This is a genomic window from Rosenbergiella epipactidis (genome assembly GCF_018494055.1).
GTDB classification, from domain to species: domain Bacteria; phylum Pseudomonadota; class Gammaproteobacteria; order Enterobacterales; family Enterobacteriaceae; genus Rosenbergiella; species Rosenbergiella epipactidis.
This window is the reverse complement of the sequence record NZ_JABBFQ010000004.1, coordinates 122727-139715: the sequence shown is the minus strand read 5'-3', so window position 1 is coordinate 139715 and position 16989 is coordinate 122727. Positions and strand designations below refer to the sequence as shown.

The window sequence follows — 16989 nt, the reverse complement described above, 5'->3', positions numbered from 1 at the left end:
TTTATAACCAAACCCAGAGATTAGGGAAAAGATCCATACCGAGATAATTTAATGCATAGAGAATAAGAATGACGATCATCGCCGAGAAGTCTATTCCACCCATCGCCGGTAACCAGCGTCTAATGGGCGACATTAACGGTTCGGTAAGTTGGTAAAGTACGTAGTCAACAGGGCTACGACCTTGGCTCACCCAGCTCATAATGGAGCGGATTAAGATAACCCAGAAGACCAAGTTACCCGCAGCCTTAAGCAGCGATAGTACCCCAATTAATAACAAGCTTAGCGAGAGCGAGAAACCACCATGATTAATCGCAACCAGTAGAGGATATTTGAGTGTCGTTAAAATAAACGCGAGGAGTAGCGATGCGCCGTCTATCGGACCGATCGCTGGCACGATGCGACGTAAAGGACCAATAATCGGCTGAGTCAGTTTCACCACGAACTGCGCCAGTGGGTTGTAAAAATCACAACGCGCCCACTGCATCCAGATTCGCAACAGCAGTACGAGCACATATAGCTCGATAAAAGTTTTGACCAAAAACGTCAAGGTATACATAGAGTTCCTTAGCTTATTCTGAAGTAGTAGGGTACTGACGGGCACCAAAAATCGCGCTACCCACTCGTACAAGGGTACTGCCTGCGGTGATCGCCGCATCAAGGTCATCACTCATACCTAAGGAGAGTGTATCGACCTCAGGATAGTGCTCTGCTAAGGCGTGGTAGAGCTTCGCCATACGCTGGCAAACCGCTAACTGCCTTGGGTAGTCAGGTTCTGGCGCTGGAATCGCCATAATCCCTCGTAACCTTAACTGGGGAAGCTGATAAATCGCCGCAGCCAATTCGTTAAGCTCTTCGACCTGAATGCCCGACTTACTGGACTCATCACTGATATTCACCTGAATCAAAACATTCAACGGGGGAAGGTGTTCAGGACGTTGTGCGGAAAGACGTTGTGCCAGTTTTAAGCGGTCAACGGTATGGCACCAAGCAAAATGCTCCGCCACTAAACGACTCTTATTCGACTGCAATGGCCCGATAAAGTGCCAGTCAATATCGGATAAGTGAGCCAAGGCTGTAATTTTACTTACCCCTTCTTGCACATAATTCTCACCGAAGCCGCGTTGGCCGGCGTGGTATGCCGCGACAATATCGCTCTCAGGCTTAGTTTTACTTACAGCAAGTAAAGTAATTTCTTGAGAACTACGCCCACAATGCTGAGCAGTATCGGCGATCCGTTGTTCCACTGAGTGTAAATTTTGAGAAATGGATGTCATAACCGGAAATCACTATGGAGTTAACAGAATTAATTGCGCGTAGTGTAAAACATAACGCGAGTGATCTACACCTGTGCTGCGGAGAATTTCCCCGTTGGCGCAGAGAAAATAGGATCCATATCATCCCTCATACAGAGAAATTAAGTCCTGCTTGGTTTGAGCTGTTCATTCGCCAGCACATTACGGCACGTTTACAGCAACATCTTATTCAGCAAGGACATTGCGATTTCGCGTTTTGTAGTGAACAAGGGATACGTATCCGAGCCTCCTTATTCAAACAGCAGCTGGGCTTTTCGCTCTCGTTACGAATACTTCCCGCACAGGTAAGGACTGTTGAGCAGTTAACGCTACCCAGCGCCTTTATTCAGCTCGTGAAAGGCGAGGATGGACTACTTCTTATTACGGGGGCTACCGGATCAGGTAAGTCGACGACACTGACGGCAGTGATCGATCACCTTAATCAGCAGTGTCAGCGGCATATTTTGATGCTCGAAGATCCCATCGAATATTGTCACAGCCCTGTGCAATGTCTGATTCAACAGCGGGAGATAGGTGAACATCTCAGTGACTTATCTAGCGGGATTGTCGCAGCGTTACGTCAAGATCCCGATATTATTGTGATTGGCGAACTACGTGATACAACAACCATTAAACTCGCGCTAACCGCGGCAGAAACTGGCCACCTTGTCCTCGCGACGCTACACAGTACAGATACCACTCATGCCTTACAGCGACTGGTGGATGCTTTCCCCCCTCATGAACGCGATACTGCACGTCAACACTTGGCACAAAGCTTACGCGCAGTGTTGGCGCAGCAACTTCTCTATCGGGCAGACAAGGTACTCCCTCTTTATGAGCTACTCATTAACACTAAAGCCGTCGGGAATCTGATCCGTGAAGCTAAGCTTCATCAGCTACAAGGGCAACTGGAACAAGGCAGTCAAGAGGGAATGGTTTCGTTTCGGCAATCCTCTGCACAATGCCATCAAGAAGACGGCTACTCGCTACAGAGTACTACTGATAAAGATTTTCAAACCAACTTTCTAAAATAATCACCGCAGACTGGGAGTCAACGCGTCCTTTCGATAAGGACTTAAATCCCCCTTTTTCGAAGAGCCGAGCGCGGGCTTCAGTGGTACTTAAGCGCTCATCTTGTAGCTCGACCTTTTTTCCCAGTCTGCCATGTAGACGGTTGGCGAATTTCTTTGCCCGCTGAGTCAATTCCTGCTCGCTTCCATCCATATTCAGCGGAAGACCGACAACTAAATAATCGGGTTGCCATTCCTTAACCACTTTTTCGATTAACGTCCAATCTGGCACGCCATCTTGGGCTTTTACGGCAGTTAGAGGGGAGGCCGTTGCGGTTAAGGTTTGACCCACGGCGATACCGATACTGCGAGTACCGAAATCGAACGCAATAATGGTGTGATTACTCATTAACTATGTCCTGCTTCACTAGCGATCATATGTATAGTTATACCGAGTTTTGCTGCCGCGGCGGACCAACGCTCTGATGCGGGCAAATGGAAGATAATATCGCTGGTGGCAGGAACGGTTAACCAGGCGTTCTCCAAAATTTCATTTTCTAGCTGCTGTTGTTCCCAGGCGCAATACCCTAGGGCTACCAGCACGTGCTCGGGATGATGGTCAGTGGTAAGGGCCTCAAGTACATCTTTGGAGGTAGTGACCATGGTCTCGGGGGAAACGTCGATACTGGAAGCATATTTTTGGGACGAGGTATGAAGAATAAATCCACGATCTTCAGACATCGGGCCTCCGGTAAACACCGGTTGCTCAAGCTGTCGTTGGCAGCCATCTCCAGAAAGCTCAATATCCAGTTTGGCTAATACGCCTTCGACATTAAGATTTTCTAGAGGTTTGTTGATAATAATCCCCATAGCACCGTCAGCGTTATGTTCGCAGATATAAACCACGGAACGCTTGAATAACGGGTCCTCTAACGTGGGCATGGCAATCAGGAAATGGTGCTGTAAATTCATACCGTCTCGAGTGATTAAGTTTCTGGTAACCGCTGGGCTACCAGAAAGGTTGAACAAAATTACGCGTTAGCTAAACGTTTTTCGATGGCATCCATGAGCATACCAGTAATTGATACCGGGAATTCGGCTTCAATTTCACGAATACAGGTAGGACTTGTCACATTGATTTCTGTTAATTTATCGCCAATGATGTCTAGGCCAACAAAAATAAGCCCTTTCTCTTTCAGTGTGGGGGCCACTTTGCGGGCGATAGCCCAATCACTCTCACTTAGCGGACGAGGCTCGCCACGGCCGCCCGCGGCTAAGTTACCACGTGTTTCCCCTGATTTGGGAATACGAGCTAAGCAATAGGGAACGGGCTCACCATCGACGACCAGAACGCGTTTATCGCCCTGTTTAATTTCCGGGACAAAATTTTGTGCCATACAAAACTGTGTACCTTGCTGGGTAAGGGTTTCCCAAATGACCGAGAAGTTTGGGTCGTCTTGTTTCACGCGGAAAATAGATGCGCCCCCCATACCATCTAGCGGTTTCATGATGATATCACCATGCTCTTGCCAGAAATCACGTAAGGTCTCACGACTGCGGGTAACTAAGGTGTCTGGAGTTAAGTCTGCGAACCAAGCCGTAAAGAGTTTCTCATTACAGTCACGTAAACTTTGTGGCTTATTAACGATAAGCGTGCCTTGCTCTTCAGCTCTTTCCAAAATATAGGTCGCGTAGACAAACTCGGTATCAAAAGGGGGATCTTTACGCATAAGGATGACATCAAGATCGGCCAGAGGTAAGGTCTGCTCACTCGTGAATTCAAACCATTTCTCTTCGTTTTGCATAACGGTCAGGCCGCGAGTACGTGCCGAAGCGACACCTTTACGCAACGACAGGTCGTTCATCTCCATATAATGGATTTCGTAACCACGTTTTTGGGCCTCTAATAACATCGCAAAACTGCTGTCTTTCTTGATATTGATGGTTGTAATAGGATCCATCACAATACCCAGCTTAATCATTCACAACCCCTTCAAAATTTAGTGTTTTCACTGACAAAGAACTCAGTATACCCAAGGATCGGTCGAGCACTTTACTGATGATGCCAGACAGTTATTTATCCTAAATCACCGAATCGTACCTGCAGCGCGGTAATAGCCGTTAAAGCTGTCGTTTCGGTACGTAATACCCGTGGCCCTAGTAAAATATCGGTAAAGTTATCCGTACTGGCTTGTTCAATTTCAGCGGCGGATAATCCACCTTCTGGCCCGATCAGTAACCTCACCTTATTATTCGGTAGGGTAAGGCGATTTATACTTTGTGAGGCGCGCGGATGAAGATTGAGCTTAAGCGCATCACTGTCTTCAGAAAGCCACTCTGCTAACGTCATAACAGGGCGTATCTCAGGAATGCGATTACGTCCGCACTGTTCGCATGCGGCAATGGCAATTTTTTGCCATTGTGAAAGTTTCTTTTCAAGACGCTCTTTATCCAGTTTTACACCACAACGCTCAGAGATTAAAGGTGTAATAGTGTTAACCCCTAATTCAATTGATTTCTGGATGGTGAATTCCATTTTCTCGCCCCGTGATAACACTTGGCCTAAATGAATATCGAGCGGAGACTCGCGGTTATCCAGTTCTGCGGCGGAGGTCTCAACGGTAACATGCTTTTTACTGGCTTCCACAATCGTTGACAGGAATACCTGATTACTGCCATCAAATAACAGCACTTGCTGTCCGGCGACCATGCGTAATACTCGGCCAACATGATTGGCGGCGTCCTCAGAGAGCTGAACACGTTGATGACTGTGAAGGGGTTCTGGATGAAAGATGCGGGGAATGCGCATGGTCTTATCTCTTAATTAAAAAAATGAATCGCTTTGATGACTATACCGTATAGCTTGACCGCTGAGTCGACTAATTGCAATTAAGGGGCTAACTCTTGACACTGCTTGGCGACCCAAGGATTAGCATTACCTTGAATTCGAGCAATACGACGGTCGCGCTGACATTCCCAAGGGGTAACAGGATAAAGCTTATTCCACGCCATCAACAGTTGCGTCTGTTGGCGTGAAAGAGAAAGGTGGTATTGGTCACGCATATATAACGTAATCCGAGCAATCGGACCTCTTGCCCGTGCAGCAGGCTGAGTGAGTTTAGCTTTAAAATCATTAATCATCTCACAGGCACCGTACTGCGTGGGGGTGCCATTCCATTGGCTGTAAGCAAAGTTATTACGGTCACCGTTTACTTCACCAATGGCGGGTTCCAGATTATGGAGATCTGCTTCGATTCGTCGATATTCGCTATCCTTGCGACAATTTTTTCTTCCTCCTTGTTGCCAACATTGTCGTTGATGGCCAAATACCCACGCCGGTACGATATGTTCCCACTCTATACGAGAGGCTCGTTGTATATTTTTACGCGGCTGGTAGCCACAAGAGGCTAAATCCGGAAGACCTTTTTTTCCCTGCCAATGAATATCACAGCCACAATAAAATTCCTTAGCGCCTTGGTTGATCTCGATAGAGGCCTTTTTAGCCGCTTGAAAATTATTCTGCTGATAGTCTTTAGCAAAAGCTGGGAAGATTGAAAAAAGTAAGGTGAGAAAACTGATTTTGAGACGCATATTCTAGAAAAGTATCAAAGTGACATCGATACGCCATAATAACTCATTCTAGTGCGAAAAGTTGCGTAAAACACAGGCTAGCGTTAGCCAGATATTTCCGTATTCACCCCTGAAATTCACCTATTCTTAGCGGTGCAGCGCAATGGCGGCAGCAATATTCCGTCTCGCCGCGCACGACGCGATTATGGCGTCGTACCGTCAGGGCATGCTGCTGGCAATGACAATGGTAGGGGAAGGTCTTACCCGCAACGGACGTCGTTACAAGGCGATGCGTGCGCTCGGCTTTTACCTTCATTACGTCCTCCATCATCCAGCGCCACTCTTTACCATGAGGCGCCACTCGGCCAAACTTTTTCCATACCAGTAGATGCGCGAGTTCATGCGGCACTACCTGTTCCACAAAGGCTGACGGATTCTCTTCACAGAGTATCGGGTTAAGGCGGATCTGCCATTCCTTTAGCCAAGCGCTACCTGCGGTCGTTCCCCGTTGTTGCCAGCTGATAGAGGGCTCAGGAAGGAGGTGATCGAAAAGGGGAGTGGCAAGGCTGAGGTGATGACGTAACGATCGATATATAGCTTGCTGTAAAGCGATAGGTAGGCGTTGATGTTTTTTCATGGGGCTAGAATAACATAAAAAAAAAGGGGGTGAACCTGTCACCCCCTGATCTGAATTAATCGCGTGATCCGATATCTTTCAGTTTTTTACCTTGCATCAGATTTCTTTCAATGTGTTCCAGGGAAACATTTTTGGTTTCTGGAATCAGGCACAGAGTCAGAATGATGAACACTACGTTCAGCGCTGCGTATAGCCAGAAGGTTCCTGCATTGCCTAAATTAGTCAGTAGCGTTAAGAAGGTCGCACCGACGATCATATTAGCAATCCAGTTGGTCGCCGTAGAGACGGTAATCCCAAAGTCCCGACCTTTCAGTGGCTGAATTTCTGAACACAGTACCCAGATTAGTGGACCAGCACTCATTGCGAAACCGACGATAAACATTAACAGCATAGCGATAGCGAAGTATTGCGCACCGGCTGAATGGATACCTAAATGCAGCATAGTGCCTAATACACCCATCCCGGCAGCCATCACGATAAAGCCGAGGACCAAGGTAGGTTTACGGCCCCAACGGTCTACTAAGCCAATGGCAATGAAGGTCGCTAAAACGTTAACCAGTCCAACGATTACGGTTCCCCACATTTGCTCAGTGGTATTGGTGAAACCCGCAATTTCGAAAATTTTCGGTGCATAATACATAATCACGTTCATACCAGTGAATTGCTGCACAACTTGCAGTAATACGCCCAAATACACGGCACGACGGAAATTGCTATTACCTTTAAACAGCGCCCAACCAGTTTGTTTGATTTTTAAGCTCTCGCGAATTTCGTCCAATTCACGCTTAGCTTGCTCACTGGTATCACGTAGACGATCAAGCACTTTCTGAGCGTCATAGAATTGTCCCTTAGCCGCTAACCAACGTGGGCTATTCGGTAGGAAGACAACACCAATCAGTAATAGGGCTGCAGGGATAGTGATAACCCCTAACATCCAACGCCAATCACCACTGTAGCTTAGCGCGGTATCGGAAAGATACGCACCCAGAATACCGATAGTGATCATCAGTTGGTAAAGCGAAATCATACTGCCGCGAATTTTTTCCGGCGCGATTTCAGAGAGATAAAGCGGAGCAGTGTAGGAAGCAATCCCTACAGCCAATCCTAATAGTACCCGTGCCGAAATCAGCATTTCCGGTGAGGTCGCTAAGGCTGACCATAACGAGCCAATAACGAACAGGATAGCACCCGCCATTAAGCTTTTTTTACGGCCAAGAGACGAGGACATCCAGCCACTGCCGACCGCACCCACTGCGGCACCGAACATCATTGAGCTAACAATCCACTCTTGTTGATGAGGTGTCACGTTGAATTCTTTGGCAATGAAGGGCAGTGCCCCTGCAATAACCCCGATGTCCAAACCAAATAATAAACCTGCGAGTGCAGCGAGAAAGCAGACGAAAAACGTCATCATTTTATTAGACGTTCTACGTTTTGAGTTATTTACAGGCATGAATGCCTCCGATGTTAGATTTCTTATCTTTGCGATTTTACGTAATTATGTGTCAACTATCAGTGAGCCAGATCACAGCGATGTAATCGATTACATCTAAGCCTAATTAAATGTGATTCAACCGCTTCGTAAAGACCTCATTCACTGGTTCTTGACGGAACTATACATAAATATCGGGTATTTATAGCCTTAACCTCTGAATAAATCATATTTTTTTTACCAATTGATGAAATAGACCACATTTCGACTAAATAAAGACGATGTAATCGTTATCACTTCGGGGCTGGTATAGGGCTATTCGGGGGAATAAAGAGGGAGTAGAGGGAGAGACTAGGGGGAGTTCCCCCCTAGTAAGGGAAACTATTTCAGATTAGCTGCATCACGCAGGGCTTCAGCTTTGTCTGTTTTTTCCCATGGGAAGTGTTCACGGCCAAAGTGACCATAAGCCGCCGTTTCACGGTAAATAGGATGTAACAGATCTAACATCTGGATTAAGCCGTAAGGACGAAGATCGAAGAATTCGCGGACCAACAGGGTCAATTGCTCTGTTGGCAGCTTTTCAGTCCCGAAGGTCTCGACCATGATTGAGGTCGGCTCTGCAACACCAATCGCATAAGAAACCTGAATCTCACAGCGGTCTGCTAAGCCTGCCGCAACAATGTTCTTCGCAACGTAGCGTGCGGCATAGGCTGCTGAACGGTCAACTTTTGATGGATCTTTACCTGAGAACGCGCCGCCGCCGTGACGTGCCATACCACCGTAGGTATCAACAATAATTTTACGACCAGTCAGACCACAGTCACCCATTGGACCACCAATGACAAAGCGCCCTGTTGGGTTGATAAAATATTTGGTGTTGGCGGTCAGCCATTCGGTTGGTAGGACTGGCTTAATAATGGTTTCCATTACAGCTTCTTGCAGCTCTTTTTGACCGATTTGTTCTGCATGCTGGGTAGAAAGGACAACCGCATCGATACCGACAATTTTATCGCCATCGTATTGGAAAGTTACTTGGCTTTTAGCATCTGGGCGTAACCACGGAAGAGTCCCGTCTTTACGGACTTCTGATTGGCGTTGGACTAAGCGGTGAGCATAAGTCACTGGCGCGGGCATCAACACATCAGTTTCATTGGTTGCATAACCAAACATCAGACCTTGGTCACCTGCACCTTGATCGAGGGGGTCTTGACGATCAACACCTTGGTTGATATCCGGTGATTGTTTACCGATAGCATTCAGTACTGCACAAGAGTTGGCATCGAAGCCCATATCTGAATGAACGTAACCAATATCGCGAACGGTTTGACGCGCAATTTCTTCGATATCGACCCAAGCTGAGGTCGTAATTTCACCGCCAACTAAAACCATACCGGTTTTTACATAAGTCTCACAGGCCACACGTGCTTTGGGATCTTGCTCGAGGATCGCATCTAAAACGGCATCAGAGATTTGATCGGCGATTTTATCGGGATGCCCTTCAGAGACTGACTCTGAGGTGAAAAGATGTTTAGACATTATATAGTTACCTTGCTTAAGGGATTTAATTCGTGTGCACTGATAATAAGTGCTGCCTCAACATCGCCGTCTTCTCACACGACGACCTTGAATAATGAATTGGGAGGAAAACGTTATCGGATGGTTTTCCATCTGGACGTCTATTCTAGGGTAGGATGGCTGAATAATTCCAGCGATTTTTCTGAATTAGCGCATCGATAGCCACATAGACACTGATATCAGCCTAGACCCGAGACAAACATTTTGCATTTATACCCCCTTAGGGGTATAAATCGCGAACCGCCTTGCCACCTATAATTGATAAGTTTCACGCTGAGATAGTAGAAACTAAAATTAGTCATAACAGTCGGTTAGAGATGCTTTCCCTGTGTTCCATTGTCGAATGCTTACCTGACGAGATCGCCTTTTAGTTATCGACCATCACTGTCGTTATCGGCACTAAAATTGCTATCACGAGTGTTATTTTTCTCGGTAAAACCTCAATTATCCGCAGTAAAGGTGGCGGTAGCAGTAGACCTATGACGAGTATTTGCAGTGCTTAGCGGGTTGCGCTAGGGTAAATACTTAATTGTTTTTTATCTAAGATAGAGGCATGAGATGACCGACGTCATTAAGCATATTCAAGGTTCATCCGCTGGCGAACACGGTGAGTTACGTTCTATGCAAGAGGTTGCAGTGAACGATCAAGAGGCAAGCCGTATGTTACGCACCTACAATATTGCATGGTGGGGAAATAATTATTATGACGTCAACGAATTAGGTCATATCAGTGTCTGTCCAAATCCGGACATTCCTTCTGCCCGTGTCGATCTGGCTAAACTGGTAAAAGAACGCGAGGCCCAAGGCCAGCGTTTGCCCGCGCTATTCTGCTTTCCACAGATCCTGCAGCATCGTTTACGCTCGATCAATGCCGCTTTTAAGCGTGCGCGTGAATCTTTTGGTTACCGCGGGGATTACTTCCTTGTCTATCCGATTAAGGTTAACCAACACAAACGTGTTATTGAGTCGCTGATTAACTCAGGAGAGCCGTTAGGACTGGAAGCGGGTTCTAAAGCTGAACTGATGGCGGTATTAGCTCACGCAGGGCAAACCCGTTCGGTAATTGTCTGTAATGGTTATAAAGATCGTGAATATATCCGGCTTGCGCTGATTGGTGAGAAACTGGGTCACAAAGTCTATCTCGTTATTGAAAAGATGACCGAAATCCGTTTAGTGCTTGAAGAAGCTGAGCGCCTCAATGTCGTGCCACGTCTAGGGATCCGGGCGCGCTTAGCCTCGCAAGGCTCTGGCAAATGGCAATCAAGTGGTGGGGAGAAATCGAAATTTGGTCTATCCGCCTCACAAGTCTTAGAGTTGGTTGATATTATGCGCCAGTCTGGGCGCTTGGAAAGCTTACAGTTACTCCATTTCCACCTTGGTTCGCAGATGGCGAATATCCGCGATATTTATACCGGTGTCCGTGAATCGGCGCGTTTCTATGTGGAACTCGCTCGGTTAGGCGTGCAGATCAAATGTTTTGATGTCGGTGGTGGTTTAGGTGTCGATTACGAGGGAACTCGCTCGCAATCTGACTGCTCAGTGAATTACGGATTAAATGAATACGCGAATAATGTCATTTATGCCATCGGCGAAGCGTGTGAAGAGCATGGCTTAGAGCATCCGACCGTAATTACTGAGTCAGGGCGCGCGGTAACTGCTCATCATACCGTGTTAGTGTCGAATATTATTGGTGTTGAACGTAATAGCTTTACTCCTCCAAATCCGCCAGAGGATGACTCTCCACGCCCTTTATTGAGTATGTGGAAAACCTGGCAAGAGATGCACGAAACGCAGGGGCATCGCTCACTACGCGAATGGCTTCATGATAGCCAAGTGGATTTATCAGATATTCATACCGGCTATTCGTCCGGTATGTATACCCTGACGCAGCGCGCTTGGGCGGAACAATTATACTTAAATATCTGTCATTACACTCAGCAGCACCTCGATCCAAGCAACCGTGCTCACCGCCCGGTGATCGATGAGCTACAAGAACGTATGGCAGACAAGATTTATGTCAATTTCTCGTTATTCCAGTCAATGCCGGATGCCTGGGGAATCGACCAGCTCTTCCCTGTCTTACCGCTCGAGGGGCTGAACAAGCAGCCTGAACGTCGCGCGGTATTGCTCGATATTACCTGCGATTCGGATGGGACTATTGATCACTACATTGATGGTGATGGCATCGCCACAACGATGCCGATGCCAGAGTACGATGCTGAAAACCCTCCAATGCTCGGCTTCTTTATGGTCGGTGCTTATCAAGAAATTCTGGGGAATATGCATAACCTGTTCGGTGATACCGAAGCCGTCAACGTATACGTTAACGAAAATGGTGCAGTGGATGTTGAGCTGTCTGATGAAGGGGATACCGTCGCGGACATGTTGGAATATGTTCAGCTTAATCCGCAAGAATTACTCAGCCTGTTTTATCAGCAAGTTCAAACCAGTGATATCGCTGAAGAGTTACGTGATCAGTTTTTATCAGAGTTCGAGAGCGGCCTATACGGCTACACTTATCTGGAAGATGAATAAATTTATTGTCTAGGCGCTGAACGATCAGCGCCCTTGTCAAGGGAAAGAATAAATTATGTACAATACCTTAGGTAACGAATATGACAACTCATTGGTGTCTAACGCCTTTGGTTTTCTGCGTTTTCCGCTCAATTTCCAGCCCTACGAGAGCGATGCAGAATGGGTCATTACCGGTGTTCCTTTCGATGCGGCGACCTCAGGTCGGCCCGGTAGTCGCTTAGGCCCTAACGCGATTCGTCAAGTTTCCACTCATCTAGCGTGGGAAGGCTGTCGCTGGCCTTGGAAATTCGATTTACGTCAACAACTAAAAGTCGTTGATGGCGGCGATCTGGTCTATGCTTTCGGTGACTCTGCAGACATGTCGGCGAAATTACAGGCACACGCAGAGAAGCTACTAGCCAACGGCAAGCGTATGCTGACCTTTGGTGGCGACCACTATATCTCTTTACCGCTGTTGCGCGCGCATGCGAAACACTTCGGTAAAATGGCCTTAGTCCATTTTGATGCCCATACAGACACTTATTCTAATGGCCCGACCTTCGACCATGGCACGATGTTCTATACCGCGCCACAAGAAGATCTTATCGATCCGGCTCACTCAGTCCAAATTGGTATTCGAACCGAGTACGATCCCTCTTTAGGATTCACTGTTCTGGATGCAGCATGGGTTAACGATACTGCGGTAGAGGACACTCTCGCTAAAATTCGTCAAACCGTAGGCGACCTACCGGTCTACCTGACCTTCGATATAGACTGTCTTGACCCTGCTCATGCGCCCGGTACTGGTACGCCAGTAGTCGGTGGCTTGACCAGCGACAAAGCGACAAAATTACTCCGTGGCTTACAAGGCTTAAACATCGTCGGAATGGACCTAGTCGAGGTTGCGCCGGGTTATGACCATGCAGATATTACCGCTCTTGCGGCTGCAACGGTCGCGTTAGATATGCTACATGTACAGGCTGCTAATAAGCAGGCTCAGCGCTAATCATTATTTAAATAGCTTAATTACGAGGAGTGTAAGATGGGATTACTCGATAGCATTGTCGGATCACTAACGGGTGGAGAAGGGCAACAAAATTCTCTGAGTCAACTTCAAGCGGTCTGGTCTTGGGTACAAGAGCAGGGTGGCGTGGAAGTGCTGATCCAAAAATTCCAGCAAGGTGGCTTAGGGGAAATCCTCTCTTCATGGCTGAGTAACGGTAGCAACCAATCTGTTAGCCATAGTGACATTCAATCCGCTTTTAGCCAGCAAGATTTACAATCACTGGCAGATAAGCTTGGTACCGATGTACAAGGCGCCTCAGGCACCTTATCTGAAATTCTGCCGCAACTGGTTGATAAAATCTCCCCGCAAGGTGAAGTCCATCCTGAGGCCAGTGGTAACGCGCAAAATGATCTGGGTTCATTAGTGGATTCAATCTTCAAGCGTTAAATTGTGCGGATCGAATGTACTTTCGTTCGGCACATCATGTACATTGAAATAACTAAGTTTCCAATTTGTGTTGAAAGTGTTTAAAAATCAACACAACTAAATCATCCGATCTGGAGTGAAAGATGCCTTCTGAAAAAAAACTTGCTAATGCGATTCGTGCACTCAGTATGGATGCGGTCCAACGCGCTAAATCTGGCCACCCAGGTGCACCGATGGGCATGGCAGATATCGCTGAAGTATTATGGCGTGAGTTCTTAAATCATAACCCGAAAAACCCGTCATGGGCCGATCGTGACCGTTTCATTTTATCCAACGGCCACGGCTCAATGCTGATTTACAGCTTGCTACACCTCAGCGGTTACGATTTACCCATCGAAGAGTTGAAAAACTTCCGTCAACTGCACTCTAAAACCCCAGGCCACCCTGAATACGGCTATACCGTGGGCGTTGAGACAACGACAGGCCCATTAGGTCAAGGTATTGCGAATGCCGTCGGTTTTGCGATTGCAGAACGTACATTGGCTGCGCAGTTTAACCGCCCAGGCCACGACATCGTCAATCACTATACCTACGCCTTTATGGGTGACGGTTGTATGATGGAAGGGATCTCGCACGAAGCTTGTTCTTTAGCGGGAACCCTGCAACTTGGCAAACTGATCGCTTTCTATGACGACAACGGTATCTCTATCGATGGCCACACCGATGGCTGGTTTAGTGATGACACAGGTTTACGCTTCGAAGCTTACGGCTGGCATGTTATCCGTGGCGTTGATGGCCACAACAACGAATCCATCCGTCGTGCGGTAGAAGAGGCTCGTGCTTCTGAGCGCCCAACGCTGATTATGTGTAAAACCGTTATCGGATTCGGTTCTCCTAATAAAGCGGGTACGCATGATTCACACGGTGCACCATTAGGCGACGACGAAATCACACTGACTCGTAAAGAGCTAGGGTGGGATGCCGCACCATTCGAAATTCCAGCAGATGTTTATGCTGCATGGGATGCGAAAGAAGCCGGTGCGAAGAAAGAGCAGGTATGGAATGAGAAATTCGACGCCTATGCGAAAGCCTTCCCTGAATTAGCGGCAGAGTTTAAACGTCGTACTGAGAATCAACTTCCTGCCAATTGGGCGGCTGAATCACAAAAATTCATCGAAGACTTACAAGCTAACCCACAAAAAATTGCAAGCCGTAAAGCTTCACAGAACGCGATCGAAGCCTATGGTAAATTGCTGCCAGAGTACTTAGGTGGCTCTGCAGACTTGGCGCCAAGCAACTTGACTATGTGGTCGGGCTCTAAGTCGATTAAAGATGACGCTGCAGGTAACTACATCCATTACGGTGTGCGTGAATTCGGTATGACGGCGATTGCTAACGGCATCTCGTTACACTCAGGTTTCATTCCTTATACCGCAACCTTCCTGATGTTTGTGGAATACGCACGTAATGCTGCGCGTATGGCTGCGTTGATGAAACTCCGTCAAATCTTAGTCTATACCCATGATTCTATCGGTTTAGGCGAAGATGGCCCAACTCACCAACCCGTAGAGCAGGTCGCAAGCTTACGTACTACGCCAAACATGAGCGTATGGCGCCCAGCTGACCAAGTCGAAACAGCAGTCGCGTGGAAAGAAGCGATTGAACGTCAAGACGGTCCTTCAGCACTGATCCTTTCACGTCAAAACCTCGCGCAACAAACGCGTACTGCTGAGCAACTTGCTGCGATCAGCAAAGGTGGTTATGTGCTGAAAGATAGCGAAGGCCAACCAGAGCTTATCTTTATCGCCACTGGTTCTGAAGTACAGTTAGCGGTTGATGCGGCAGAGAAATTGACCGCAGAAGGGCGTAAAGTCCGCGTCGTCTCTATGCCTTCTACCGACCACTTCGATAAGCAAGATGCTGCCTACCGTGAGTCAGTACTGCCTGCAGCAGTGACCGCACGTGTCGCAGTTGAAGCGGGTATTGCTGATTACTGGTACAAATATGTTGGCTTAAACGGTGCAATCGTAGGCATGACTACTTTTGGTGAGTCTGCGCCTGCAGAGCAACTGTTTGAAGAGTTTGGCTTCACCGTTGACAACGTGGTTGCGAAAGCGAAAGCGATTCTGTAACACCAGCGTCAAGAGAATAAAGCATGGCATCTGCCATGCTTTTTTTTTGCTAAAGTCTTAATGATTCTGCGGACACCGAGCGCTGAGAGGCATGCATTAGCGGCAGACGTGTGACGTATCGGGTAATGATGTGATCTTGATCGTATTTTAGAAATGACTGTTGATCTCTATCATTCCGCTGCTTCGGCAGTTGATTTATTCTCAAGTCGATAGAGACCGCTCGGCTTAAAATTGGGTATCTAAATTTATCAAATCGTTGTAGCCTCAAAAGATAATCTTAGTAAAAGGGCAACTGGCCCCTACGTTGATCAAGGTGATAGATAAGCAATGAGCCTCAGAATTGCGATTAATGGTTTTGGTAGAATTGGTCGGGCTGTTGTGCGGGCACTGTATGAGACAGGCCGTCACCTAGAGGTTACCGTCGTTGCGATAAATGAAGTCGCCGAAAGCCGTGGTATGGCACATCTTTTAAAATATGATACCACCCATGGTCAGTTCGCATGGGAAGTTAAGTTAGAAGGCGAGCAACTCTTTATTGGTAGAGATGCGATTACGCTACTGCATCATTCATCTATCGACGAACTGCCATGGGGTGATCTCGATATTGATGTGGTCCTAGATTGTACCGGCGTTTACGGCAGCCGGGCTGATGGTGAAGCGCACCATCGGGCTGGGGCGCGTAAAGTTCTTTTTGCCCATCCAGGTGAACCCGACTTAGATGCAACGATTGTCTATGGTGTGAACCATGACACGCTCCTGCCTGAACATCGGTTTGTTTCCAATGCCTCTTGTACCACCAACTGTATTATCCCTGTGATCAAGCTTTTGGATGACGCTTTCGGTATTGAATCCGGAACGGTTACCACCATCCATTCAGCGATGCATGATCAACAAGTTCTTGACGCTTATCATTCAGATCTGCGCCGAACCCGCGCGGCAAGCCAGTCGATAATTCCCGTCGATACGCGACTCTCGGCAGGTATTACCCGGATATTTCCAAAGTTTCTCGACCGATTTGAAGCGATTGCGGTACGGGTACCGACCATCAATGTTACCGCAATCGATCTTAGCGTAACGCTCGAACAAAAAGTGACGGCGCAGCAGGTTAATCACCTATTGCAGGAAGCTGCCAATGGCTGCTTTCATGGTATAGTCGACTATACCGAGCTACCCCTGGTCTCGGCCGACTTTAACCATGATCCCCACAGTGCGATTGTGGATGGTTCGCAAACGCGAGTCAGTGGAGGACACCTGGTAAAAACGTTAGTATGGTGTGATAACGAATGGGGCTTCGCAAACCGAATGATCGACACCTGTTTAGCGATGTCTGACAACACTTTCAAACCTGTCGCCTAAGCGGCGGGATAAACTTAAAGAATCAATAAGAGGATTCAC

At 47.5% G+C, this 16989-nt stretch carries 16 protein-coding genes; 6 read left to right on the top strand and 10 right to left on the bottom strand.

Annotation, left to right across the window (positions count from 1 at the left end; translation table 11 throughout):
* Nucleotide 1 precedes the first annotated feature (1 nt).
* Both HGT71_RS08695 and HGT71_RS08690 read right to left on the bottom strand, forming a co-directional pair.
* Nucleotides 2-556 (bottom strand): YggT family protein, encoded by a 555-nt coding sequence (locus HGT71_RS08695; protein ID WP_048912663.1) that lies wholly within the window; start codon nt 554-556, stop codon nt 2-4.
* A gap of 13 nt (nt 557-569) precedes the next feature.
* Nucleotides 570-1274, bottom strand: coding sequence for a YggS family pyridoxal phosphate-dependent enzyme (locus tag HGT71_RS08690; protein ID WP_214217434.1), 705 nt, complete (start codon nt 1272-1274; stop codon nt 570-572).
* Nucleotides 1275-1288: 14 nt separating this feature from the next.
* On the opposite strand from HGT71_RS08690, the gene HGT71_RS08685 reads away from it, so the two are divergent.
* Nucleotides 1289-2326: a type IV pilus twitching motility protein PilT gene (locus tag HGT71_RS08685; RefSeq protein ID WP_214217433.1), complete on the top strand. Its 1038-nt coding sequence runs from the start codon at nt 1289-1291 to the stop codon at nt 2324-2326.
* On the opposite strand, the gene ruvX is transcribed toward HGT71_RS08685, so the two are convergent.
* The 8 genes from ruvX to metK all read right to left on the bottom strand — a co-directional run bounded on the left by ruvX (nt 2289) and on the right by metK (nt 9477).
* Complete coding sequence (gene ruvX, locus HGT71_RS08680; protein ID WP_048912660.1) at nt 2289-2711, bottom strand: Holliday junction resolvase RuvX; 423 nt, start codon at nt 2709-2711, stop codon at nt 2289-2291. The two genes, HGT71_RS08685 and ruvX, sit on opposite strands and share 38 nt — an antisense overlap.
* Nucleotides 2711-3274 (bottom strand): YqgE/AlgH family protein, encoded by a 564-nt coding sequence (locus HGT71_RS08675; RefSeq protein WP_214217432.1) that lies wholly within the window; start codon nt 3272-3274, stop codon nt 2711-2713. The genes ruvX and HGT71_RS08675 overlap by 1 nt, the downstream gene beginning before the upstream one ends.
* 59 nt (nt 3275-3333) lie before the next feature.
* Nucleotides 3334-4284 carry a glutathione synthase gene (gshB, locus tag HGT71_RS08670; protein ID WP_048912658.1) on the bottom strand — a complete coding sequence of 317 codons (951 nt, stop codon included), beginning with the start codon at nt 4282-4284 and terminating at the stop codon, nt 3334-3336.
* Between the two features lie 95 nt (nt 4285-4379).
* On the bottom strand, nt 4380-5111 hold the full coding sequence (gene rsmE / locus HGT71_RS08665) for a 16S rRNA (uracil(1498)-N(3))-methyltransferase (protein WP_214217431.1): 732 nt from the start codon (nt 5109-5111) through the stop codon (nt 4380-4382).
* Between the two features lie 80 nt (nt 5112-5191).
* Entirely contained in the window at nt 5192-5893 is a 702-nt protein-coding gene (gene endA / locus HGT71_RS08660; RefSeq protein WP_214217430.1) for a deoxyribonuclease I, read from the bottom strand.
* Nucleotides 5894-5996: 103 nt separating this feature from the next.
* Complete coding sequence (locus HGT71_RS08655; protein WP_214217429.1) at nt 5997-6509, bottom strand: SprT family zinc-dependent metalloprotease; 513 nt, start codon at nt 6507-6509, stop codon at nt 5997-5999.
* A gap of 55 nt (nt 6510-6564) precedes the next feature.
* Nucleotides 6565-7962, bottom strand: coding sequence for a sugar porter family MFS transporter (locus tag HGT71_RS08650; RefSeq protein WP_214217428.1), 1398 nt, complete (start codon nt 7960-7962; stop codon nt 6565-6567).
* 360 nt (nt 7963-8322) lie between these two features.
* Entirely contained in the window at nt 8323-9477 is a 1155-nt protein-coding gene (metK, locus tag HGT71_RS08645) for a methionine adenosyltransferase (protein ID WP_214217427.1), read from the bottom strand.
* A gap of 597 nt (nt 9478-10074) precedes the next feature.
* On the opposite strand from metK, the gene speA reads away from it, so the two are divergent.
* The 5 genes from speA (at nt 10075) to epd (ending at nt 16950) form a co-directional block, all read left to right on the top strand.
* Nucleotides 10075-12051, top strand: a complete 1977-nt coding sequence (speA, locus tag HGT71_RS08640; RefSeq protein WP_214217426.1) for a biosynthetic arginine decarboxylase — start codon at nt 10075-10077, stop codon at nt 12049-12051.
* 55 nt (nt 12052-12106) lie between these two features.
* On the top strand, nt 12107-13036 hold the full coding sequence (speB, locus tag HGT71_RS08635) for an agmatinase (RefSeq protein ID WP_214217425.1): 930 nt from the start codon (nt 12107-12109) through the stop codon (nt 13034-13036).
* A gap of 36 nt (nt 13037-13072) precedes the next feature.
* Nucleotides 13073-13483, top strand: a complete 411-nt coding sequence (locus tag HGT71_RS08630; protein ID WP_214217424.1) for a YidB family protein — start codon at nt 13073-13075, stop codon at nt 13481-13483.
* Between the two features lie 122 nt (nt 13484-13605).
* The gene (gene tkt, locus HGT71_RS08625; protein WP_214217423.1) at nt 13606-15594 is read left to right on the top strand and encodes a transketolase; all 1989 of its coding nucleotides are present in this window, start codon (nt 13606-13608) and stop codon (nt 15592-15594) included.
* Nucleotides 15595-15921: 327 nt separating this feature from the next.
* On the top strand, nt 15922-16950 hold the full coding sequence (gene epd / locus HGT71_RS08620; RefSeq protein WP_214217422.1) for an erythrose-4-phosphate dehydrogenase: 1029 nt from the start codon (nt 15922-15924) through the stop codon (nt 16948-16950).
* Nucleotides 16951-16989: the final 39 nt, after the last annotated feature.